This is a genomic window from Fusibacillus kribbianus, from assembly GCF_030053595.1.
Taxonomy (GTDB): Bacteria; Bacillota; Clostridia; order Lachnospirales; family Lachnospiraceae; genus Lientehia; species Lientehia kribbiana.
In genome coordinates, this window is the sequence record NZ_JASGBQ010000008.1 from 17,475 (window position 1) to 38,156 (window position 20,682).

At 51.8% G+C, this 20,682-nt stretch carries 20 protein-coding genes and 1 pseudogene; 9 read left to right on the forward strand and 12 right to left on the reverse strand.

The genetic code is table 11. From position 1 onward, the window contains the following. Positions 1 to 114: 114 nt before the first annotated feature. The 9 genes from QJ036_RS06390 to QJ036_RS06430 all read left to right on the forward strand — a co-directional run bounded on the left by QJ036_RS06390 (position 115) and on the right by QJ036_RS06430 (position 8,314). Positions 115 to 708 carry a defense against restriction DarA-related protein gene (locus QJ036_RS06390; protein ID WP_283230611.1) on the forward strand — a complete coding sequence of 198 codons (594 nt, stop codon included), beginning with the start codon at positions 115 to 117 and terminating at the stop codon, positions 706 to 708. Positions 709 to 710: 2 nt separating this feature from the next. Further along, positions 711 to 1,061 (forward strand): plasmid mobilization protein, encoded by a 351-nt coding sequence (locus QJ036_RS06395; protein ID WP_083863831.1) that lies wholly within the window; start codon positions 711 to 713, stop codon positions 1,059 to 1,061. Positions 1,062 to 1,209: 148 nt separating this feature from the next. After that, positions 1,210 to 2,556: a relaxase/mobilization nuclease domain-containing protein gene (locus QJ036_RS06400; protein WP_283230612.1), complete on the forward strand. Its 1,347-nt coding sequence runs from the start codon at positions 1,210 to 1,212 to the stop codon at positions 2,554 to 2,556. A gap of 374 nt (positions 2,557 to 2,930) precedes the next feature. Continuing rightward, entirely contained in the window at positions 2,931 to 3,200 is a 270-nt protein-coding gene (locus QJ036_RS06405) for a CD3324 family protein (protein WP_283230613.1), read from the forward strand. A gap of 105 nt (positions 3,201 to 3,305) precedes the next feature. Beyond that, positions 3,306 to 4,070 (forward strand): nucleoside phosphorylase, encoded by a 765-nt coding sequence (locus QJ036_RS06410; RefSeq protein WP_283230614.1) that lies wholly within the window; start codon positions 3,306 to 3,308, stop codon positions 4,068 to 4,070. Positions 4,071 to 4,087: 17 nt separating this feature from the next. Beyond that, the gene (locus QJ036_RS06415; RefSeq protein ID WP_283230615.1) at positions 4,088 to 4,900 is read left to right on the forward strand and encodes an aminoglycoside adenylyltransferase family protein; all 813 of its coding nucleotides are present in this window, start codon (positions 4,088 to 4,090) and stop codon (positions 4,898 to 4,900) included. Between the two features lie 496 nt (positions 4,901 to 5,396). Further along, entirely contained in the window at positions 5,397 to 5,819 is a 423-nt protein-coding gene (locus QJ036_RS06420) for a sigma-70 family RNA polymerase sigma factor (protein ID WP_283230632.1), read from the forward strand. Between the two features lie 426 nt (positions 5,820 to 6,245). Beyond that, positions 6,246 to 6,512: a DUF6870 family protein gene (locus QJ036_RS06425; RefSeq protein WP_283230616.1), complete on the forward strand. Its 267-nt coding sequence runs from the start codon at positions 6,246 to 6,248 to the stop codon at positions 6,510 to 6,512. A gap of 116 nt (positions 6,513 to 6,628) precedes the next feature. After that, on the forward strand, positions 6,629 to 8,314 hold the full coding sequence (locus QJ036_RS06430) for a recombinase family protein (RefSeq protein WP_283230617.1): 1,686 nt from the start codon (positions 6,629 to 6,631) through the stop codon (positions 8,312 to 8,314). 74 nt (positions 8,315 to 8,388) lie between these two features. Here QJ036_RS06430 and QJ036_RS06435 read toward each other — a convergent pair whose 3' ends face one another. From QJ036_RS06435 to QJ036_RS06490, 12 genes and pseudogenes are all read right to left on the reverse strand, one after another. Further along, positions 8,389 to 10,476 (reverse strand): DNA topoisomerase 3, encoded by a 2,088-nt coding sequence (locus tag QJ036_RS06435; protein ID WP_070470214.1) that lies wholly within the window; start codon positions 10,474 to 10,476, stop codon positions 8,389 to 8,391. Then, on the reverse strand, positions 10,477 to 10,680 hold the full coding sequence (locus QJ036_RS06440) for a hypothetical protein (protein ID WP_070470217.1): 204 nt from the start codon (positions 10,678 to 10,680) through the stop codon (positions 10,477 to 10,479). It lies immediately after the preceding gene. Further along, positions 10,677 to 11,405, reverse strand: a complete 729-nt coding sequence (locus tag QJ036_RS06445) for a DUF4366 domain-containing protein (protein WP_070470222.1) — start codon at positions 11,403 to 11,405, stop codon at positions 10,677 to 10,679. Before QJ036_RS06445 ends, QJ036_RS06440 begins: the two co-directional genes overlap by 4 nt. Beyond that, complete coding sequence (locus QJ036_RS06450; protein WP_070470223.1) at positions 11,398 to 11,667, reverse strand: DUF4315 family protein; 270 nt, start codon at positions 11,665 to 11,667, stop codon at positions 11,398 to 11,400. Before QJ036_RS06450 ends, QJ036_RS06445 begins: the two co-directional genes overlap by 8 nt. A gap of 28 nt (positions 11,668 to 11,695) precedes the next feature. After that, positions 11,696 to 13,792 (reverse strand): CD1108 family mobile element protein, encoded by a 2,097-nt coding sequence (locus QJ036_RS06455; RefSeq protein WP_256138893.1) that lies wholly within the window; start codon positions 13,790 to 13,792, stop codon positions 11,696 to 11,698. Between the two features lie 35 nt (positions 13,793 to 13,827). Further along, positions 13,828 to 14,790, reverse strand: a complete 963-nt coding sequence (locus QJ036_RS06460; protein WP_070470229.1) for a DNA-methyltransferase — start codon at positions 14,788 to 14,790, stop codon at positions 13,828 to 13,830. Continuing rightward, positions 14,787 to 17,228 (reverse strand): VirB4-like conjugal transfer ATPase, CD1110 family, encoded by a 2,442-nt coding sequence (locus QJ036_RS06465; RefSeq protein ID WP_283230618.1) that lies wholly within the window; start codon positions 17,226 to 17,228, stop codon positions 14,787 to 14,789. The genes QJ036_RS06460 and QJ036_RS06465 overlap by 4 nt, the downstream gene beginning before the upstream one ends. Next, positions 17,176 to 17,580 (reverse strand): PrgI family protein, encoded by a 405-nt coding sequence (locus QJ036_RS06470; protein WP_070470232.1) that lies wholly within the window; start codon positions 17,578 to 17,580, stop codon positions 17,176 to 17,178. Before QJ036_RS06470 ends, QJ036_RS06465 begins: the two co-directional genes overlap by 53 nt. Before the next feature lie 40 nt (positions 17,581 to 17,620). Continuing rightward, on the reverse strand, positions 17,621 to 18,490 hold the full coding sequence (locus QJ036_RS06475) for a VirB6/TrbL-like conjugal transfer protein, CD1112 family (RefSeq protein WP_070470234.1): 870 nt from the start codon (positions 18,488 to 18,490) through the stop codon (positions 17,621 to 17,623). A 19-nt stretch (positions 18,491 to 18,509) separates the two neighbouring features. Beyond that, positions 18,510 to 18,593: pseudogene (locus QJ036_RS06480) on the reverse strand (Maff2 family mobile element protein); the annotation flags it as partial. Between the two features lie 91 nt (positions 18,594 to 18,684). Continuing rightward, a complete protein-coding gene (locus QJ036_RS06485) occupies positions 18,685 to 20,355 on the reverse strand; it encodes a recombinase family protein (RefSeq protein WP_002584321.1) in 1,671 nt (556 codons plus the stop codon). After that, complete coding sequence (locus QJ036_RS06490) at positions 20,356 to 20,553, reverse strand: hypothetical protein (protein WP_002592708.1); 198 nt, start codon at positions 20,551 to 20,553, stop codon at positions 20,356 to 20,358. Positions 20,554 to 20,682 lie beyond the last annotated feature (129 nt).

The window sequence follows — 20,682 nt, forward strand, 5'->3', positions numbered from 1 at the left end:
TTGAAAACCCGCTTGTATCAAGGCTTTCCGGGCGCGGTTCATGGGGGCCCGGTATGTTCCTATGCCCGGCCCCCGTTTCCCGGCCCAAAAGCTAACATCTGAGAGGAGGTTCCTATGGACAAAAACCAAGGCTATTCAATCTTAACGGCCGTCATGCTGGAGAATGGCCGGGGCTTTGCGCTGGGCGAGCATCCCACGGCCCCGTCCCCCTTTGTGACGTGGGCCTGCTACGATGACAAACACGGCGTAAGGCAGTATGAGTGGGGGCATTATGGCAGTGACCGGGCCGCGCTGGAGCGGGACTTGCTGGAGCGGGTGGAAAACTACCAGCAGCAGTTCTCCGTCAAGGTGGCGCAGATTGAGGCCCCCGGCCTTTACAAGTATTACTCCACCCAGCGGCCCGTTGACATCGGCACGTTCCCCAAGCCTGCGGGCAACGCGCCGGACGAGATCGTAAACTATGACAGGCGCGTACCCGTGGAGGGCGGTGCGTTCCTTGCGTGGGGGCATCTGACCTACACAAAGCCCTTGACGGAAAAGCAGGCGGCGGACTATGAGCTCCGGCCCGCCCCGGAGGTGTCCGGCCTACTGCGGGAGGGCAGGCCCCGCCCGATTGCCGAGCAGATGAAAGAGGCTGCAAGGCTGGCCGGGGAACGGCAGGCCCCCTCCGCGCCCAAGCGGGACGCGCCCGACCGGGGCGGCAGGTAGGCATGGCCGGAAAAAAGCGCCGCCGCCCCGTCCATCTCCATGTGATGGTGTCCGAGGAGGAGCAGGCGCTTATCCGGGAACGCATGGCCCAGGCGGGCATCCGCAACATGGGGGCCTATATGCGGAGGATGGCCCTCTGCGGCTATGTGCTCCAGATTGACCTTGCCCCCGTCCGGGAGCTGGTGTCCCTCCAGCGGCGGTGCTCAAACAATCTCAATCAAGTGGCTATCCATGCCAACACCTACGGGGGCATCTACCCCGAGGAAATATCGGCCCTCCAGCGGGACTACTCCGCCTTGTGGGGCCCTCTGTCTGATTTGCTGAAACAGCTTTCCGCGCTGGTGGAGCTGTGACCTGCTGGGGAGCGGTGCTGTGCCGCTCCCCGGCTTTTCGTACTTCGGGACATTTTGTCCCAAAGTCCCAACGAGAGGAGGTGCTACCACGGCCACGACCTACATCCGGCCCTACAAGCAGGCGGCAGGACTGAGCGCCGTCCAGACGATGGAGGAGCGGTTTGCCTATGGGCTCAATCCCAAAAAGCTGGGGGCCGTGTCCTCCCACCTCTGCGACCCGGCCACAGCCGCCGCCGAGTTTCTGCTGGTGAAAAGCGAATACCAGGCGGCCACGGCCCGGCCTGTGGAGCGCGGGGCCCTGTTCTTCCAGATACGGCAGGCGTTCCCGCCCGGCGAGGTGACGGCGGACGAGGCAAACAAAATCGGCTATGAAACGGCGATGCGCTGGACGAAAGGCAAGTACCAGTTTTTCGTCTGCACCCATACCGACAAGGGCCACATCCACAACCACATCTATTTCAACTCCACGGCCTTTGACTGCTCCCGGAAATTCCATAACTTCATCGGCTCCAGCTTTGCCCTCCGGCGGCTGTCCGACCGGGTATGTCTGGAGCATGATTTGTCCGTGATACAAAATCCCAAACAGCACAGCAAGGGCCGTTTTCTGCATTATGGCCAGTGGGTAGGGGAAAAGCCGCTCTCCGCCCAGCAGCGGGTGCGGCTGGCGATTATCGCGGCCCTTGAAAAAAAGCCCGCCGACTTTGCCGCGTTCCTCCGGCTGATGGAGGAGTCCGGCTTTGCCGTCAAGCGCGGGCGGGGCGGCGTGGTGTCGTTCCTCGCTCCGGGGCAGGACAAGTACACCCGGCTCCGGGCATCCACCCTCGGCGCGGGCTTTGACCCCGAGGACATCCAGGCGGTGATTGCCGGGGAGCGGCCCCTCCCGGAGCTCCCCAAGGACGCGCCGCCCCCGCCCCGGCAGGTGGGCCTTATCATTGACATTCAACAGCGCATGGCCCAGGGCAAGGGCCCCGCTTATGAACGGTGGGCGAAAGTCTACAACCTAAAGCAGATGGCCGCCGCCCTCCAGTTCCTGCAGGAGAACAATCTGACCAACTATGACGCGCTGGCGGCAAAGACCACGGCGGCGGTTGACCGGGCCCACGCGCTGGCCGGGGAGCTCCAGACCACCGAGGCCGCCCTCTCCAAAGTCTCCGGGCTGATGGGGGCCGTGGTGGACTATGCCAAGGCCCGGCCCGTGTTTGACGGCTACAAGGCGGCCCGGTACTCAAAAAAGTATCTGGCCGAGCACGAGGCGGAGCTTGCCACCTACCGGGCGGCCCGGGCCGCTATGAATGAATTGTTAGGCTGTGAAAAGCTCCCCAGAATGGATGCGCTGAAAAAACAGCGGCGGGAGCTGGCAGACAGGAAAAAGGCCCTCTATGCGGAGTACCGGCAGGCCCAGCGGGATATGCGGCAGGCCGTGGCGGTCAAGGCCAACATCGACCATCTGCTCGGACTGACGGACGGGCGGGACGATAAGGAACAGACGCGATAGCGGCGGTGACGCAGCCAACCTCTTTGGGACATTTTGTCCCAAAGAGCCGGGTTTGGGGAGGCTCCCCAACAAGCATTTTTGCGGGCCCCCGGCCCAGCAAAAATTTCGGAGTGTGGCCACACCCGAATTGCTTGCCGTTTGTGCGCTCCCCTAACAGTATGTGAACGATTTTTATTTTACCGACTATTTTGTGCCACTTTTAGGCTATATAATACTTGTTTTATATTTAGATGCTTGCTATAATGAAATCCAGTATAGGAGGAGAACACATATGAATCTACTTGAAATGGTCTGTGCATAGCAAAGGCTATTGCACAAACTGAAAAAGTAATAGCCTTTGCTATTTCCTAAATTCTATTTTTAGGAGGTTAGCAGTGGGCTATATTAAGGCGACAGATGTTTTGCCAGATGAGTTATTGTTAGAAATTCAAAAATATGTAGATGGTCAACTCATTTATATTCCCAGGTGTTCTAAAAAAAAGAAAAAATGGGGAGATAACACGGACACAAAAGGGGTTCTTAGAATACGCAATCAAGCAATTTATCAAGATTGGATAAATGGAATGTCCATTGTTTCATTGGCTGAAAAATATTTTCTTACTGAAAAAAGTATTCAAAGGATTTTGCGGAATATAAAAGAATGACATTAAAAGGGAACTGCAATAGTCGGTTCCCTTTTAATTATAGTTGTTCGTGAGGTTTTTTAATAAATTGAATTGTGATAAATTGTATTTAAAGGAGGTCTATATATGCCTATAAATAAAAATGAATATCCTATTCTGGAATTTGATTATACAGCAACAAGTATAATAAACCCTTGTTCTAACAAAACCGGCTTATTTCCACAAAAATTGATATTTGCTTTTTTACAAGAAGAAATTGAATACTTTGTAAAAAATCACAATGGACAAGAGATAGATAATTTTGAGAGTGTAACAAAAATATATCCTATTTATGAGGTTGAATTTAAAAAAGAGAAAATAGCACTTTGCCAAGCTCCGGCAGGAGCATCTGCTGCGGTGCAGCTTATGGAATATCTTATTCATAGAGGAGCTACAAAGATTATTTCAACGGGGTCTTGTGGAACATTAGTTGATATCCCTGAAAACAAATTTTTAATCCCTATATCAGCATTAAGGGACGAGGGAACATCCTACCATTACCTACCACCATCACGAGAAATACATATATCATCCAAAGGGATAGATGCACTAAAAACGGCATTGATAAATAATAGCATAGACTTTATGCAAGTGAAATCCTGGACAACAGACGGTTTTTTTCGTGAAACAAAAGAAATGGTTATTTATCGAAAACAAGAAGGCTGTCAAGTTGTGGAAATGGAGTGCGCTGCATTAGCGGCTTGCGCTGAATTTAGAAATGTTGTTTGGGCAACACTTCTTTTTTCGGCAGATTCACTTGCAAATTGCAATCTGTATCAAAAAAGAAACTGGGGCAAAGAAAGCGTAAATACGGCTTTATTATTAGCTTTTGATGCCATACGCTTATTATAACAAGCAGGAGGGCTTGAATGAATAACTCAACAAAACTTGTGGATATTCCAATACAGGCAATTCAAGTTGCAGATATTATATGTGAATTATGTAGTCAGGATTTAGCAGGTATATATTTATATGGTTCTGCTGTACAAAGCAAATTACGCCCTAATAGTGATATAGATATTCTTGTAATATGCAAAAAAACTTTATCCGATAAAATAAGAGTCGAATTAACGAAACGGTTATTGGAGCTTTCTGGAAATGTTGGAAACATTGATAAGAGACCATTAGAGGTAACTGTTATCAATCAAAAAGATATTTTTCCATTTCAATTCCCTCCTAAATGCGACTATATGTATGGGGAATGGCTGAGGCCAGAATTGGAAAGCGGAAAAATTCCCACAGCTTACCGCGACCCGGATGTGACTATTTTATTATGGCAGGCACGTAAATACAGTGTTTTGATTAGAGGGAACGATATAAGTGGAATAATTCCGCATATACCTAAAAATAAAGTTATGAAAGCAATAAAAGTCTCTCTGCCAGAACTAATTTCAACTATACATGGTGATGAAAGAAATGTTCTTTTGACATTAGCAAGAATGTGGTTTACTGTATCAACAAATAATATTTGTTCTAAAGATTATGCGGCTACATGGGTTTTGCCAAAACTTCCTCAAGATTTAGCGCCTTTAATGGAATTGGCACTAAATATCTATATAGGGAAAAGTCCAGACACTTGGATAATGTCCGAAGAAAAAACAATTTTGTTGGTAAACTTTTTAAGAAAATCCATTGAAAATGCGATAAGCAGAAAACACAAGTTAGATTATTCGCATGGTTAAAATGATTAAAAAATAATCCTCCACAATAACGGCATATAAAAAAACCGTTGTTATGGCGGCTGATTACCTATGCGCCTAAACAAAATATAGTGGCCTTGCGGCGGTTTTGAAATAACAATTTCAAGCCGCCGTTTTCGTTTAAAATCAAGATACGGAGAGTCTATTAAAGACACCCTTTTTTAAGGACATGGCGGTATCTGGGAGGTATCGTTATGTCCTTTTTGATTTCCACTCTGTCTAATCTGTCAAAAAAAGTATAGCTCCGCCACCGGGTAATTCCGGCCAGGGATGCGAAATTTGCCAGTACATAAGGAATTATGTCATTTCATGCGCCCGCACAGTACAACGCTGTGCGGGCGTTGTCGTTTCTTGTCGGCTCCACTTCGGGACAAACAGTCCCAAGGTGCGGGGCGGCTCCCCCGGGTGCCGCTCCCCGCCGCCCTCCATATCGTTTCCCGGCAATCCAACAACAAAAAACGATATGGAGGTACATACAATGACTATCATCAACTTGCGCGACTTTTACTACTGGTACACCCAGGACGAATACATGGAAGTTTCTGACGATGTGGCTGAGGCGCTCCGGGCCAGCGTCCGCTATGAGGCGGCCTATACCGAGCGGGCCCGCTACAACAAGGCGTACTACTCTCTGGATGCGGATGACGGCATTGAGTATTCCGCCTGCCTGCACGAGCTCACCCCGGACGAGGTTCTGGAGCTCAAGGAGCGGTTTATCCGTCTGTGGAACGCACTGAACAGCCTGCCGGAAACCCAGGGCCGCCGGGTGGACGCCCACTTTATCCTCGGCATGACCTACCGGGAGATTGCCCAGGCCGAGGGCGTGGATAAGAGCGCGGTGCGTCGCTCTGTCCTGAGCGGCATCGCGCAGATGAAAAAATATCTGCAAAAAAATTTCTGATTGCCGTCTCCATTTGCTCCACTTTTCTGGTGGTATATGAGAGGAAGTTTTTTCTTCTCCACAACTGAATAGCGGGCGGCCCCGAGTGAATGCGGGGAGCCGGGCGGCGGGTGCGCTGTGACTTCTCCCACGGGAGGACGAGCGACCAACACCACCGCCGCGAGTGGGGAGCCTGCCAGCCCCACGGCCACAATCCGCGAGGGACAAGCTGGCCGCTTGCCGCTTGGGGCCGCCGCACAAAACAAGGGAACGCCGGGCCGCTACCTGCTGTCTTTTGACGGGCCAAACATACGGGCCCGGCGTTTCCTCTTTCAAGCAAGTTCGAGACAATTTGTCCCAAGGTGGGGACAGGCCAAAGGGCAGCACTTTCGCGGTGCTGTCCTTTCGCGTTTCCCCACAACCCAAAACGCAAAAGGAGGTTTTGCCGTGAGACTGACCGCACAAGAGCTGAAACAAATGAAAAGCGTGGACATCGGCGCGGTGAGCGCGGATGCGCTGGCTGACGTGAGCGGTATGGCCTTTGACCGCACCCTCCCCCGGGAGGAGCGGCTGGCCCGGTTCGTGAAACGGGCCGTCAATCCGTACTGCTTTAGCGTGGGCGGCGTTGGCGTGAAAATCGAATTTGCCGAGGGCGGCCCCTCCCTCCAGGATACGCTGACCGCCTTTCTTATCCGGCAGAAGAGCGGGCTGTGACTGCTGTTGCGGCCCGTTCCCACTTCGAGACAAAATGTCCCGAGGCATCGACATCCTTGTTGATACCCCCGGACAGAGTTATAATATAAGTGTAATGTGATAGGGAAGGAGGAACAATGGCACGAACAAAAAACAGAGGGTATCAGCAGACTTTGACCCCTACCTATACAGCCCGGCTCTGGAAAATGGGCGGCTACATCCGGCTTTCCCGCGAGGACTTACAGAAAATCAACCGGGGGCTTGACGACAGCAACAGCGTGAAAAACCAGCGTGACATTCTGGGCGATTTTCACCATAACCACATTGACGAGTTTGAAAGTTATGTTGAGTATGTGGATGACGGTCACACGGGAACCGATACGGAACGCGAAAGTTTCCAGCGGCTTTTAGGGGATGTGATGAGCGGGAAAATCAACTGCGTTGTGGTGAAAGACCTTTCCCGTTTCGCTCGGAATTACAGTGACGCTGGCAGTCTGATTGACAACCTGTTTGTACAGATGGGCGTCCGCTTTATCAGCTTGGCCGAGGGCGTGGACAGCTACCTAAACCCGGATAGCGTGAACAGCATCATCGTTCCGATAACAAACGTGATGAATGACCAGTATTGTTATCAGACCTCAAAGAAAATCCGGCAGGTTTTCGATTATAAGCGGCGCAACGGCCAGTACATCGGCTCTTTCGCCCCTTACGGCTACATAAAAGACCCCAAGGACAAGCACCAGCTAATCGTTGACCCGGAGGCCGCTGAAACCGTCAAAAAGATTTATGAGATGTGCCTGCAAGGTACGGCCAAACTTCAAATCGTGATGTATCTGAACGACCACGGCGTACCCAGCCCCACGGCATACCGAAAGCTAAAGGGCCTGCCCTACTCCCCGGCTATATCGGACGCTCCCATGTGGGGGAACAAGATTATAACGGATATTCTCAGAAATCCCATTTACACCGGGGATTTAGTACAGGGCCGCCGCCGGGTGAAAAGCTACAAGGTACACCAGATAGAGGCAGTGCCGGAGGATGAATGGGTGCGCGTCCCCGATACCCACGAGGCCATCATCACCCACGAAACCTTTGAACGGGTGCAGGAACTTCTGAAACGTGACACCCGGACGGCCCCTAAAAAGCGGGAGCTCCATTTGTTCAGCGGCTTTCTGAGGTGCGCTGACTGCGGCAAGGCCGTGACCCGGAGCCAGAGCGGGAAGAATGTATATTATTCCTGCTCCACTTACAAGAAACGCTCCCGGACAGCCTGCTCCATGCACTCTATCAAGCACAACCGTCTGGAGGCCGCCGTCCTGTTCGCTATCCAGTATCAAGTGGGAACCGCCGTTTCCTATTCGGAAATGATAGCCCATATCAACACGGCCCCGCTGAAAAAAAGTCAATCCCACCGCCTTAACGACCAGATAGCCGCAAAGGAAAAGGAATTGACCCGGATAACCCGCTACAAGCAGTCACTGTATCAAGACTGGAAAGACGGGGAAATCTCCCAGCAGGAATACCGGGAAATGAAAGCCGATTATGAGAGGCAGGCCGCCGAGCTCTCGGATTTGCTGGCCCGGCTGACGGCTGAACGGAAACAGCTCTCAAACGGCGTTGACCAGCAGCATCCCGCGCTGGTAGCTTTTGCAAAATATCAGAACATCGAAAAGCTGACCCGCGAAATTCTGATTGAGCTGGTAGACCATATCAAGGTTTACGAAAACGGCAATATTAGTGTTCACTTTAAGTTTGCGGACGAGTTCCGCCGGATTGCCGAGTACATTGAAATCAACACCACTGACACCGCCGAGGCGGGCTGACCCCCGCCAAAGCATAAAATCCTTTTGACAGTGTGTTTTCCTAATAAAACGCAATCTTATGCTTGCTATTCAAGTTATTTCTTCTTCGGTAGCTCAATCTTATAGTTGACATACTTCCCGCCCGTATCGGCTAAAATAACCGTTCCGTCGTAGGTTTTACCTGTTTTGGGAGAGTACAGCCCTTTGACTTTCACTTTGCCGGATTTCAGAAGTGCGGCGGCAATCTTCGGGGAAAAGGCTACTTTCCTGTCCTCAAAAAAACGGTCATTTTTCCACATGACAAAAGCGCAGTTCCGGTTAGAGCAGTAGTAGTTTTTCTTGCCCTCATGGACGGGGGAACCGCAGCGGGGGCATTTGCCGATTTCCGGCTTTTCCGTTTTGAAACGCTCCTTGTCGCTGTCGGAAAGGAATGGATAGGATTTCACAAGCTCCCGCGCCATAGCTTCAATGCCGGATAAAAATTCGTTGGGGTCGGCTGCTCCCTTTGCTATCTGCGTCAGATTGTTTTCCCATTCTGCGGTCAGCTTCGGGGAAGTAAGATTGTCCGGCAAAATGCACACAAGGTTATTCCCGTCTTTTGTGGGGATAAGCTGCTTTCCCTTGCGCTCTACAAAACCGCTGCTCACTAACTTTTCAATGACAGCGGCGCGGGTGGCGGGCGTTCCAAGCCCTTTGCGCTCTGCGTCCGGGTCGGTGTCCTCATTCCCGGCGCGTTCCATAGCCGAAAGCAAAGACGCTTCATTGTGGGGCTTCGGGGGCGTTGTGTCGTGTTCCGTTACCTTTGCTGCGGGATTATCAAAGCTCTGTCCCTCGGCAAGCTCCGGCAGCGTTCCGTCTGCGCTGTCCTCGTCGTCTGCTTCGGGCTTGTTTTTCAGCGTTGCCCGGTAGCGGCGTTCAAGGTCTTTCCAACCGCCCGCAAGCACCGTCTTTCCCCTCGCGGTAAAGTCGGCTCCGGCGCAGGAGAAAACCGCCGTAACCGTTTCAAAGATGTGCGGCGCGGCAGTAGCGAACAAAAGACGCGCCCCCGCAAGGGTAAGGATATTCTTTTCGCTTTCCGGCAGCGCGGCAAGGTCGGTCTTTGCAAGCTCCATAGTAGGAATGATTGCATGGTGGTCTGATACCTTTTTGCTGTTCAGCACCCTTGCAATCTCCGGCGAAAAGCTCATGCCCTCCATAAAGGGCAGCGTCCCGCATAACAGGGCGATAACCTTTGCCGCTGTTTCCTCCATGTCGTCGGTCAGATAGCTGCTGTCCGTCCTCGGATAAGTAAGCAGCTTCTTTTCATACAGGGCTTGCGCCAGGTCAAGTGTCTGCTTCGCGGTATAGCCGAAAATACGGTTTGCTTCCCGCTGCAAAGAGGTAAGGTCAAAGGGCTTCGGCGGGGCTGCGCTTTTCTTTTCCCTCACAAGGGAAGTGCAGACAGCCCGCGACGCTTCGCAGGCCGCTTTCAGTTCCTTTGCTTCCTCTGCGGCGCAGATCTTCCCGCTTGCGGCTTCTGCGCCGGATAAATCAAGCCGCACATGGTAATATTTTTCTTTCTTGAAAGTGCTGATAGCAGCGTCCCGGTCTACAAGCATTTTTAAGGTCGGTGTCTGGACGCGCCCCACGTTCAAGGTGCGGTTATACAGGCAGGAGAAAAGGCGGGTGGCGTTAATGCCGATAATCCAGTCAGCCTTTGCGCGGCAGAGGGCAGACGCAAAGAGCGCGTCATAGTCCCGCCCGTCCTTTAAGTTCTCAAAGCCCGCCTTGATTGCGCTTTCTTCCATTGAGGAAATCCACAAGCGGCGCATAGGCTTCTTGCACCCGGCGACTTCATAGACAAAACGGAAAATGAGTTCTCCCTCACGTCCCGCGTCGCAGGCGTTGACGACTTCGGAAATGTCGGTGCGGTGCATAAGCTCCTTTAGGATTTTGAATTGCTTTCCCTTATCTGCGGAAACGGTATACTGCCATTTCTGCGGCAAAATCGGCAAGCTGTCATAGCTCCACTTTTTGTACTGCTCCCCATAGGCGGCAGCGTCGGCAAGCTGTACCAAATGCCCGACGCACCATGAAATGAGGTAGCCGTTTCCCTCGATATATCCGTCCTGTTTCTTCTTTGCCCCAAGCGCGGCGGCGATAGTCTGCGCCACGCTCGGCTTTTCAGCGATAACTAAAATCAATTAAAGTTCCTCCTTTCCGCGTTCCGGCTCCGCGCCCTGTTTCTCCTGTACCTGTTTCAGACAGTAGCCCACACAAGGGGCTTGCCCTTTATAGGGGCAGGAAGCGCAGGCCGGGGATTTGAAAACAGGCGGCGTATTGTCGCGCCGCCCGCATGGTCGTTGTATCATCATCTTTTCAAAGGGATTGTCGGTAAACAGGGTCATGCGTCCTCGTCCTCCGTATCATCTTCGGAAGCGTCCCCGTCTGCGTCGTCCGGCTCCGGCTCGTCCTCGTCGTAGTCCTCAAAATCAAAGTCCTCAAGGTCGGTGCCGCCTTTGACGCTCTGCTTCGGTTTCATAAACTTAAAGTAATAGAACGCGCCCCCGCCGCCAAGAAGTGCCACGACAAGGAAAAGCACAAGCCCACCGGTATTGCTTTTTTCCTGCGACTGTTCGGTAGGTTCTTCCGGCTCCGGCTCGGCTTCTTTGCCGCTGCAAGCGGTCATGTTGGTAGAGCATACCGGGCAGGACGTATTGATTTTCCCGGTTTCGCATTTTTCCGTACAGGTGCAGACAGCGGGGGTCTGCGCTTCGCTGTTTTCCCCGTCCTCCAAGAGCGCGAAAAGGTCTGCGTCGTCCACTTGATTTAAGAAATGGACGGTGTTTTCGCCCTCGTCGTCCCGGTCAATGAGGATATAAAAATAGTTCCCGGCTTTGGTCGTAACTGTGATAAGCTGCTTATTGCCGCCGAAATCGTCAACAAGGGTCGCGTTCCCCTCCGGCGTAAGGGGTGCGGTTTCTTCGGGTTCCTCATAGATAACGCCGCTGTCGTTGGTCGCGTCAGCGGCGGGCTGCTCCGGCGTTTGTGCAAAAGCAGTAACGGAAAAGCCGCCCATGAGCATAAGGGCGGCGCAAAATGCGGTCAGCGTTCTAAGGATTTTCTTATTCATTCTCGGTGTCCTCCTGTTCTTCGTCATAGTCTGTGGTTTCTTCGGGAACGGCGGCAGCCATGCCGGGAATCCCGCCGCCGGACAGCATAGCGTTAAGCTCTGCGGGGGTTAAGCGCATGGAGCGCACAAGCTGTACGATTTCAAGGTTTTCCGCTTCAGTTTTCTGCGCTTCCAGTCCTTTCAGCTTGTTCTGATACTCTGTGATTTTCTCGCGGGTTTTCTGGATTTCCCGGTCGATACGTTCAATCTTACTCATTGCCATAATGTCAATACTCCTTTCATTTTTGCGGTTAGTTCCAGTTCATCAGCCCGTACCCTTTGATACAGGCATAGTCTAAGGGATAGCTTTTGATTTTGCAGGCGTCGCCGGAATTGCCCTCGACGGTATAGACGCGGCTTCCGTCTGTGCCGATAACAAGCCCTACATGGTCTGCACTTCCGTCTAAGTCCCAGTCGAAAAAGATAGCGTCGCCGGGTGCGATATTCTCATAGCCCCGCGCTCCCCATTGCCCGCGTGAAGTAAACCACGGAATACCCTGTGATTGACAGGCGGCAAAACGCGGCTCGGATAAGCCCATTTGCCCGTAGCACCACGACACAAAGCAGGCGCACCACTCCACGCGGCTGTTAAAGCCGTACCAGCTCCAATAGGGCTGCCCGCCCACGTTGCCGACTTGCCGCTTCGCTATATCTACAATCGCGGTATTTCCGGGGCGCGTCCCGTTTACAAACTGTACGCCGCTTAAATCCTCGGACGCGGAAACGTCGGGAGAACCGCCGCCGAAAATCAAGGGCTTGTTGCCGCTTGTTTCCAGATACACCTGGTACATTTCAAGCTGTTCTGCGGTCAAAAGCTCCGATACAAAGCTGTTAATCGGTCTGTTTGTCAGCTTGACATTGAGAATGTAATAGTTATAGGGTACTTCAACAGTATAGGTATCGCTGTGGCTGTTCCCGTCCTCGTCCGTCCATGTGTCGGTGCGGGTTTCGGTGCGGTAGCGCACTTCGATTTCTTCCGTCAGTGTCAAGGTGTACTGCTTATCAAAGACGCGGTTTAGCTCTGCCTGTGCGCTCTGGGGCGTGTAGCTCTGCAAAAGGGCGGTAAGGTAAGAAGCCAGTTCATGCGGGTTATGCCCGATATTGTCAAGGTCGTAGCGGTATTCATCATAGCCGGGATTGTCGCGCTCGATATTGTCAATCCGCTGCTGAAGCTCGGTTTCCTTTGCGGCGTAGTTGTTTTCCGTTGCCACAAGGTCGCTGTCCTCCGACGTGTAGGACGTCCCAAGAACGCCGTTCATCATGCCGGAAAACATAGCCCCGCAGGAAGAAAGTCCCGCTGATACCATGATGAATAAGAGCAGCGCGGCAACGGCGATACCAACGCCCGCCGGGTGCCGCCCCACAAAAGCAACCGCTTTCTTTGTTTCCTCGGCGGTTTTCTTCGCTGCCTTGCGGGTATTCTCGGCGGCTTTCTTTGCGGTAGCTGCGCCGCCCGTCTTTGCTGCCTTAGCATACTGCCGCTTGATTTGCTGCTTCTGCATGAAACGGGATAGGGGGTTACTTGTAAGCTGCGGGTTCTCATGCAGCGTCTTGTGGTACAGGTAATTGACGTTTGCTTTCTCCGCTGCTTTTTCAGCCTTTGCCGCCGCCCGGTAGGGTTTCAGCTTGTGGCTGCGGTAGCCCTCCCGGATTTTCCGCGTCCCGTACTTTGCGCCCTTCTCCGCTAATTCCTCGGATTTATGCGCTCCCTCCACGCCGGAATTATCCTTTTCAACGGAATGTATCTTGTTGTGGACGAAAATACCCGCTTCCTGCGCGGGGCGGGATAGCGGGTTAGGGTGGGCTTTGCCGCCATTTATCGGCTTTTCCTGCTCGGTAAAGCGTAAGCGGGTCTTTGCCTTTCCTGTGGCTTCGTCAAAGGTGCGTTCCCCTACAAGTTTCTTTTCTTTGGGGATAGCTGCCTTTGCCGCGTCCAGACGGTCGGCGGCTTTATCGGATTTTTTGATATACGTTTCAAGCTCCGGCGTATTTAATTCTTCCTCGGTAAACTGCAAGCGGGAAGATTTCTCTTTTACCGTAGCGTCGCGCTGTGCTTTCTGCGCTGCCTTTTTACTCGCTTTCCGGGTCTGGGCTGCGCCAACGCGCTCCATGACGCGCTCGGCGGTAGCGGTGTCCTGCCTGTGGGGAAGCTCTGGCGCAAGAGGAAGCGGGGAAGCGTCAGGAGAAACAGGGGGTAGCTCTGCCACGTTCTGCGCCGCCGCTTCCTGTGCAGCCTGCGGCGCGGGCTGCTCCTGCGGTTTTGAAAAATCCGCTTCCTGTTCCCGGCGGCTTACACGCTCGGCGGTTTCTTTGGTTTCGTTGACCTCGATAAGTCCGTCGCGGGTCATTTTCTGCGTGATTTTATCACGCGGCTTATATTGTTTTATGGCTGCACACCTCCAATCCGCGCCCTTGCAAGGGCGCAATACTCAATATTCAGTTCGATACCGATATAGTGTCGGTCAAGGCTTTTTGCGACTGCCGCCGTTGTGCCGCTGCCTAAAAAGGGGTCTATGACAACGCCGCCTTTCGGACAGCCAGCCTTGATACAGGTTTCCGCTAACTTCGGAGGATAGGCGGCGAAATGCCCGCCGCTGTATGGTACCGTGTTGATAAGCCACACGTCCCGCTTGTTCCGCATGGTCGGTATAAGTGCTTCGTCATAGTAGCCGCCGCTTCTTGTGCGGTTGATACCCTGTACTTTCCCTTGTCCGGGTACTTCATCAGCATACTTGTGTCCCGCGCCCCGCCCGGTGCGGTAACGCGCCGCTGTTGTGGCAGCGATAGGCTCCGCAATGGCGGCAGCGTCATAAAAATATTTCTTTGACTTTGTAAGCAAAAAGATATGTTCATAGCAGCGGCTCGGTCGGTCTTTGCAGCTTTCCGGCATAGGGTTTTCTTTCTGCCAGATAATATCACTCCGTAAATACCACCCGTCAGCGCGTAGGGCAAAGGCTAAAAGCCACGGAATACCGATTAAATCCTTTTGCTTGCAGCCGGGAGCGCGGGCATTTTTCGCAGTCTGCTGTCCGTTTCTGCCTTTCGGGTTCTTTGGGTCGGCATAGTAACCTTTGTTCCCGGTGCCGCAATAGGTGTCTGCGATATTCAGCCAAAAGGTACCGTCGGAACGCAAGACGCGCTTTAGCTCATGGAATACGGCAACAAGCCTTTCTATGTATTCCTCCGGCGTGTCCTCCCGCCCAATTTGTGCGTCAAGCCCGTAGTCCCTAAGTGCATAGTAGGGCGGGCTTGTTACGCAGCAATTCACGCTTTCGTCGGGCAGTTCCCTAAGAGCAAAGAGCGCGTCCCGGTTGATGATAATGTCCGTCTTTAATTCCTCTGTCATGCTTCGCCCACTTCCTCCGGCTTCGTCGTCATTACCCGGTAAAGCTCGGTATCTTTCGGGAAGCGGTCTACAAAGGGCAGTACCACGTTTCCGTAGAAGATAAGTCCCTCGCCCGCTTCGGTGTGGGTAACGTACTTCATCTGCTGCGGGGAAATGTTAAGCTGCTTTGCAAGGATAGCCCGGTCGCCTGCCGCTTGATTGAGCATGAGGACAAAATCAGAGTTTTCAAAGATATTTTCCACTTCGCGGCTGCTAAGTAAGTCTTTAACGTTCTGCGTAATGGCTGTGGGTATGCCGCCCCACTTTCTGAAACGCTTCCAAATCTCCACGCTGTAAGCGGCGGTCTGTTCCTCTTTCAGAAGCAAGTGAAATTCGTCCATATAGTAGCGTGTGGATTTCTTTTCTGCCCGGTTGACCGTTACCCTGTTCCATACCTGGTCCTGCACAATGAGCATACCCAACTTTTTAAGCTGCTTTCCAAGCTGTTTAATATCAAAGCAGACAAGGCGGTTTGAAAGCTCTACATTCGTCCTGTGGTTAAAGACGTTAAGGCTTCCCGATACATAAAGCTCCAACGCCGACGCGATCCGCGCCGCTTCCGGCTCCGGCTGCCGTAAAAGCTCGTCGTAGAGGTCGCCCAAAATCGGCATATTTGCCGGGTCGGGGTTTGCTAAAAACGGGCGGTACACGTTTCTTACAGCGCGGTCAATGACCGTCTTATCAATCGGCTGCAAGCCCTCCTTGCCGCCAATGACAAGCTCACACAAGGACAGGATAAAATCAGATTTCAGCGCAAGGGGGCTGTCGTCCTCGGAATAGTTGAGGTTAATATCCATAGGGTTCACATACTGGGGCTTCCCGTCAATGCCCTTGCCCGTAGACGACAAACGGATAACTTGACCGTTCAGACGCTGCACAAGGGAGAAATACTCGGCTTCCGGGTCGCAGATGATAATATCGTCGTCCGTAATGAGGAAAGCATTTGTCATTTCCCGTTTCGCTGCAAAGGATTTCCCGCTTCCCGGCGTTCCCAAGATAAGCCCATTCGGATTTTTAAGCTGCTTGCGGTCGCAGAGTATCATGTTGTTTGAAAGAGCATTCAGCCCGTAATAGAGGGCTGCGCCTGTCTGGAAAAGCTCCTGCGTGATAAAGGGGATAAAAATAGCGGTGCTGCTTGTCGTCAGCCCTCTTTGAATAGGGATAAGGTTTTCCCCAAGAGGGATAGAGGACATAAGCCCCGCTTCCTGCTGATAGTCAAGGCGCGTCAAAGCGCAGTTATATTTCTGTGCAATGCCCGCCGCTGCGAAAATGTCATTTTCCAGTTTCCGCTTCGTGTCCGCCATGTTTACCACAAGGAACGTAAGAAGAAACATACGCTCGTTTCGGCTCTGCAAATCCTGTAAGAGATTTTTCGCTTCGCTGCCGAAAGTGGCAAGGTCAGAGGGAATAATATCCATGTCATAGCCGCTGCGTACTGCTTTTTTCTGTTCCTCAATCTTCATCTTGTCAAGGTCTGTGATTTTCCGCTTGATAGTCTTGATTGCTTCGGTCTGGTCGATACTGCGGATATGCAGATTGACGATAACGCCCGTTTCCAAGTCCAGAATGTCGGCAAGCATACGGTCATTCAGTTCCGGCGCAAGGATTTCAAGGAATGATACCGCGCCTATTTTTCTACCCATGCGGAAATAGCGTCCCTCGCCAAAATGGAAAGAGGACGGGGCGATAAAGTCCTTTGTACTAAGCCCGGACGGGGCAAGCCATGAAAAATCAAAGGAAAACGGCTTGCCCTCCGGGTGGAATACGCCATGCAGCACGTTCAGCCGTTCATAGCCCGTCATAGGTCGGGCAGACGCGCCAAGTACCTTAAAATTGTTCAGCACGTCGGTTTCAATACGGGAAAGGCGGGCTTTTGCCGCCGCCGGATTGTCTGCTTCGATACTGAATGTGATGTACTTGTGCTTCACAAGCCCGTTGTTGCCTTTGGAAAGCTGATTTTTCAGCATATCCGAATACTCGGTGCGGATAGAGTTGAAAGCGTCGTCCTGCGCGGGAATATTGATAGCTTTCTCTGCCTGCTCCCGCTGCGTCCCTTGATTGATGAAAGAAAGCTGCACCGAAACGGAAGCGTCAAAGTAGTTGAGAAAATCGCACCAGTTTTCAAAAATGGCGGTCTTGTCGTCTGCCTGTGCAAGCTGATAGTTAATATCTTCAAAGGCAATGGATTTACTGTATTTCTTTTCCGATACCTTGCATATCCCGTCCGGGTACATGGTAAGGTAGGGGATTGTCTGCTGCGCGGTGTGGGCTTTCCCGTCGCCCTTTGCCTGCCGGATAACCTCGGCAATCTGCTTTTTCTCGGCGCGGGAGAGCTTGCGGGGCGGGTTAGCCCCGGCGTTTCTTTTTCCCGCTGCCTTTTTTGTAGGTTCCTTTTGCAATCTCTGATACCTCCTTTTCCAATTTTCTCTGCCGTTCCAATACGGCGTATAAATTCTGTGTCTGATAGGGTCGCTCTTTGGGGGCAATGAATTTTGTCTGTATGATGTGCTTTGCCACCACTTCAAGGGGCTGCTCGTGTTTCTCATACATGGCGAACAGGAAACAGGGCAGCATGACCGCAATCATTACCACCGACGCAAGGCTTGTGCCTGCGCTGTCTTTGAGCAAAAAGAAAAGCGGAAGTCCTAAGATAAGGGCAACCGCAAAACAAATGATTTGCCGTTTTGTAAGGTTGAAAGCAACCTTTGTTTTGACTTTGGATAAGTCTTTCGGTACGGGTACATACGCCAAGCGTAAACCTCCTTTCTGCGGGGAAAAGCCCCGCGGTCTTTTAATGTGCGTTGAATATGGATTTTGCCAGTGCGCCGGATTTGAACAGGGAGAAGCAGAGAATAACGGTGTAAGCTGCAAGGGAGAAAATCGCGCTGTGCAGGTTATCCGCTATAATCATGCTGTTTACCAAAACCGCATAAATGCCGACGCATACCATAATCAGAAAGCCTTGAAAACCGATAGCGAACAGGGCTTTTAGGTAGTTGTTTCCTATCTGTCCCCACTCTCGATTTGTCATTGTTGCAAACGGGATAGGCGATACCGAACAGTAAAGGTAAATTTCTATCATTCTGCCGTAGAGGATAACGGTTATCAATACGGACATGATTTTCATGCACAAGCTCACAAGGCTTGTTTCCATGACAAGTAAGAGCAGTTCGGGGATTTCCATTGCTTCAAGCCCGTCCTGCATGGAGCCAAGGGCGGCGGCAACGTCTATATTCGTGTTGCCGCCGATTACCCCCGACGCGCCGGAAACAACGTGTTGCGCCATATCGAACACCGCCATAGTAATATCAAAGGTGTGCGTAACAAGATAGACTGCGACAAACGCCTTGAATATCCACTTGAAAAACATGAACGTGTCAATATCGTGCATATTGTTCTTTTCCGTTACCATGCTGATTAGCTCGTAGCATAGGACATAGGTAATGACAAGCCCCGCAATCGGGACAATCACGTTTTCCGATAACGTCCTTATCATGGAAAATACGTTTGCGTTCCACGCTTGCGGGGTCCTGCCTACCTCTGCGGCGATAGTGCCGACTTTTTCGTTTACGTCCCCGAACATAGATGACAGATTACCGTTTATGGCTCCGATAAGGATTTCCTTTATCCATTCGTTAATCGCGTCAAGTATGCTCTGCATAAGCCTTTACCCGCTTATCTTAACCGAACAGCCCGGAAAGCAGCGGTACAAGGGTCATGCCGATAAGGGCAACGCCGCCGCCCGCCATGAGCTGTTTCATCCCCAATTAGGTGTAAAAACTCTGCTCGATGGCGGGCGGCGGCGTACAAAAAATCTATATGGTGTTGTTAAGAGAACCGTCCCGGCGGGACAGGTCAGGCAGTGACCTGTTCCACCTCCGGGATGGGTTTGAGATTAAAATGAATTTCGATAGAAATGTGTCTTGTTTTATCTTCGTCAATGCGCTCATGCACAACGATTTCTTTGATTAAGCGGTTGAGGGTGGCTGCGTCCAGCTCTGTGATGTTGGCGTATTCCTGAATGGCTTCCACCCATTGTTTTGCATCATTGGCAAGCTGGACTTCATCGGACAGCCGCTTTCTGCCCTCGGACACTTTTGTTTTAAGCTCCGTCTGCTCGGTCTGTGTCTTTTCCAGCATGGTGTTGAAATTCTGCTCACTGATACGCCCTGCAATCATATCCTCATAAAGCCGCATGACCATTTTGTCCAGAACCTCAATCCGTTCCTCGTCCCTTGTAAGGGAGCGTTCCATTGCTTCCCGCTGTTCCCGCTGCTCGGCTTCACAGGTATTGGTCAGGCGGTCGGCAACCGCTTCCCCGTCCATCAGGGCAGCTCTGGCACATTCCCGGATTTTCCGCAGCACATGGCTGTAAAGGGTGTCATAATCAATCCGGTGCTGGGTGCAGTGGTTCTTTCCAAAGGCATTGTAGGTCTTGCAGGAGTAAATCCGCTGGGGATGTTTAGCGTTTGTGTAGCGTACCGTCAGCGACTTCCCACACTCGCCGCATTTTAACAGTCCGGCAAACAGGCTGATTTCATTGGTCTGCCCCGGACGCTGGCGGGATTTCAGCTTGTTCTGCACAATGTCAAAGCTCATGCTGTCAATCAGCGGTTCATGCTGTCCCTCCACCACAATCCAGTCCTCCGGCTTCTTTTCCCCAATCGTGCCGATTTTGAAGCGGTAGTCCTTTTTCTGGGAAGCAATCGCCCCGGTGTAGACGGGATTCATCAAAAGGTCTTTGATAACGGAGAAGTCCCACATATACCGCCCGTTTTCTGGGTCTTTCTTTTCCCATTTGGTGCGGGTATTGCGAAGCCCCCGTTCCCGGTTCCACCATGTAGGGCAGGGGATTTTTTCTTTCTCCAGCCGTCTGCGGATATAGTTCGGACCATGACCGTTCAGGGCATATCCGAAAATCAGCCGCACAATCGGGGCGGTTTCCTCGTCAATGAGCAGATGGTTTTTGTCCTCCGGGTCTTTCCGATACCCAAACGGGGCAAGACACCCGGTAAACTGTCCTTTCTGCGCTTTCAGAAGATAAGAGGAATGGACTTTCTTGGAAATATCCTTGCTGTACATCTCGTTCAGGATATTCTTGAACGGGGCAATGTCGTTGTTATCCCGCAGGGTGTCGATGCCGTCATTCATGGCGATATAGCGGACACCGTTTCTTGGGAAAAAGTCCTCAATCAAATGCCCGGTTTGCAGATAATTACGCCCCAGTCGGCTGAGGTCTTTCGTGATGACAAGGTTGATCTGCCTGCGCTCAATGGCTCTCAACATTCTCTGTAGGTCAGGACGCTCCATGTTAAGACCTGTGAAGCCATCGTCCTGATAGACTGCCACAACCTCCCATCCCTGCTTTTCGCAGTATTTTTCCAGCATATCACGCTGGTTTGCGATACTGGCACTTTCGCCTTGCAGGTCATCGTCCTTTGACAGCCTGCAATAGACCGCCGCACGATAACCCCCGGCAAGTGCCGAACCGATTGTTCTGTATTCCATTTCGTTCATCATAGCCATTTACCCACACAATCCAGACGGTATCTGGCTCTTTTGAACCTCATCTTCATTATAGCCTATATCTTTCTTTTTAGCAAGATATTCTTTTGCATTTGTCTTTCCGTATTTCTGGGAAATCAGGCTGACGAACACATCAGTGGCGTCAAGCTCCCCGTCAAATACAGTGGTCACATGAATCTCTGTTTTGTTTTTTGCCATAGGCAGTTATCCTCCATACATGAAAATAGCCAGACAGAGGGTGTCGGCAACGAAGTCCGGCAACGGACTTCAAAAGACCTTGCAAACAATCTCAATCTGGCGATGGTTACTATTTATACTTTTCTTTTA

Bases quoted from the DNA above. Each gene is read 5' to 3' on its own strand.
- QJ036_RS06400 (WP_283230612.1), top strand. From the start codon at position 1,210: ATGGAGGAGCGGTTTGCCTATGGGCTCAATCCCAAAAAGCTGGGGGCC.
- QJ036_RS06390 (WP_283230611.1), top strand. From the start codon at position 115: ATGGACAAAAACCAAGGCTATTCAATCTTAACGGCCGTCATGCTGGAG.
- QJ036_RS06490 (WP_002592708.1), bottom strand. From the start codon at position 20,553: ATGGCAAAAAACAAAACAGAGATTCATGTGACCACTGTATTTGACGGG.
- QJ036_RS06395 (WP_083863831.1), top strand. From the start codon at position 711: ATGGCCGGAAAAAAGCGCCGCCGCCCCGTCCATCTCCATGTGATGGTG.
- QJ036_RS06450 (WP_070470223.1), bottom strand. From the start codon at position 11,667: ATGGCAATGAGTAAGATTGAACGTATCGACCGGGAAATCCAGAAAACC.
- QJ036_RS06410 (WP_283230614.1), top strand. From the start codon at position 3,306: ATGCCTATAAATAAAAATGAATATCCTATTCTGGAATTTGATTATACA.
- QJ036_RS06485 (WP_002584321.1), bottom strand. From the start codon at position 20,355: ATGGCTATGATGAACGAAATGGAATACAGAACAATCGGTTCGGCACTT.
- QJ036_RS06440 (WP_070470217.1), bottom strand. From the start codon at position 10,680: ATGACCCTGTTTACCGACAATCCCTTTGAAAAGATGATGATACAACGA.
- QJ036_RS06455 (WP_256138893.1), bottom strand. From the start codon at position 13,792: ATGACCCGCGACGGACTTATCGAGGTCAACGAAACCAAAGAAACCGCC.
- QJ036_RS06415 (WP_283230615.1), top strand. From the start codon at position 4,088: ATGAATAACTCAACAAAACTTGTGGATATTCCAATACAGGCAATTCAA.
- QJ036_RS06420 (WP_283230632.1), top strand. From the start codon at position 5,397: ATGACTATCATCAACTTGCGCGACTTTTACTACTGGTACACCCAGGAC.
- QJ036_RS06430 (WP_283230617.1), top strand. From the start codon at position 6,629: ATGGCACGAACAAAAAACAGAGGGTATCAGCAGACTTTGACCCCTACC.
- QJ036_RS06445 (WP_070470222.1), bottom strand. From the start codon at position 11,405: ATGAATAAGAAAATCCTTAGAACGCTGACCGCATTTTGCGCCGCCCTT.
- QJ036_RS06475 (WP_070470234.1), bottom strand. From the start codon at position 18,490: ATGCAGAGCATACTTGACGCGATTAACGAATGGATAAAGGAAATCCTT.
- QJ036_RS06460 (WP_070470229.1), bottom strand. From the start codon at position 14,790: ATGACAGAGGAATTAAAGACGGACATTATCATCAACCGGGACGCGCTC.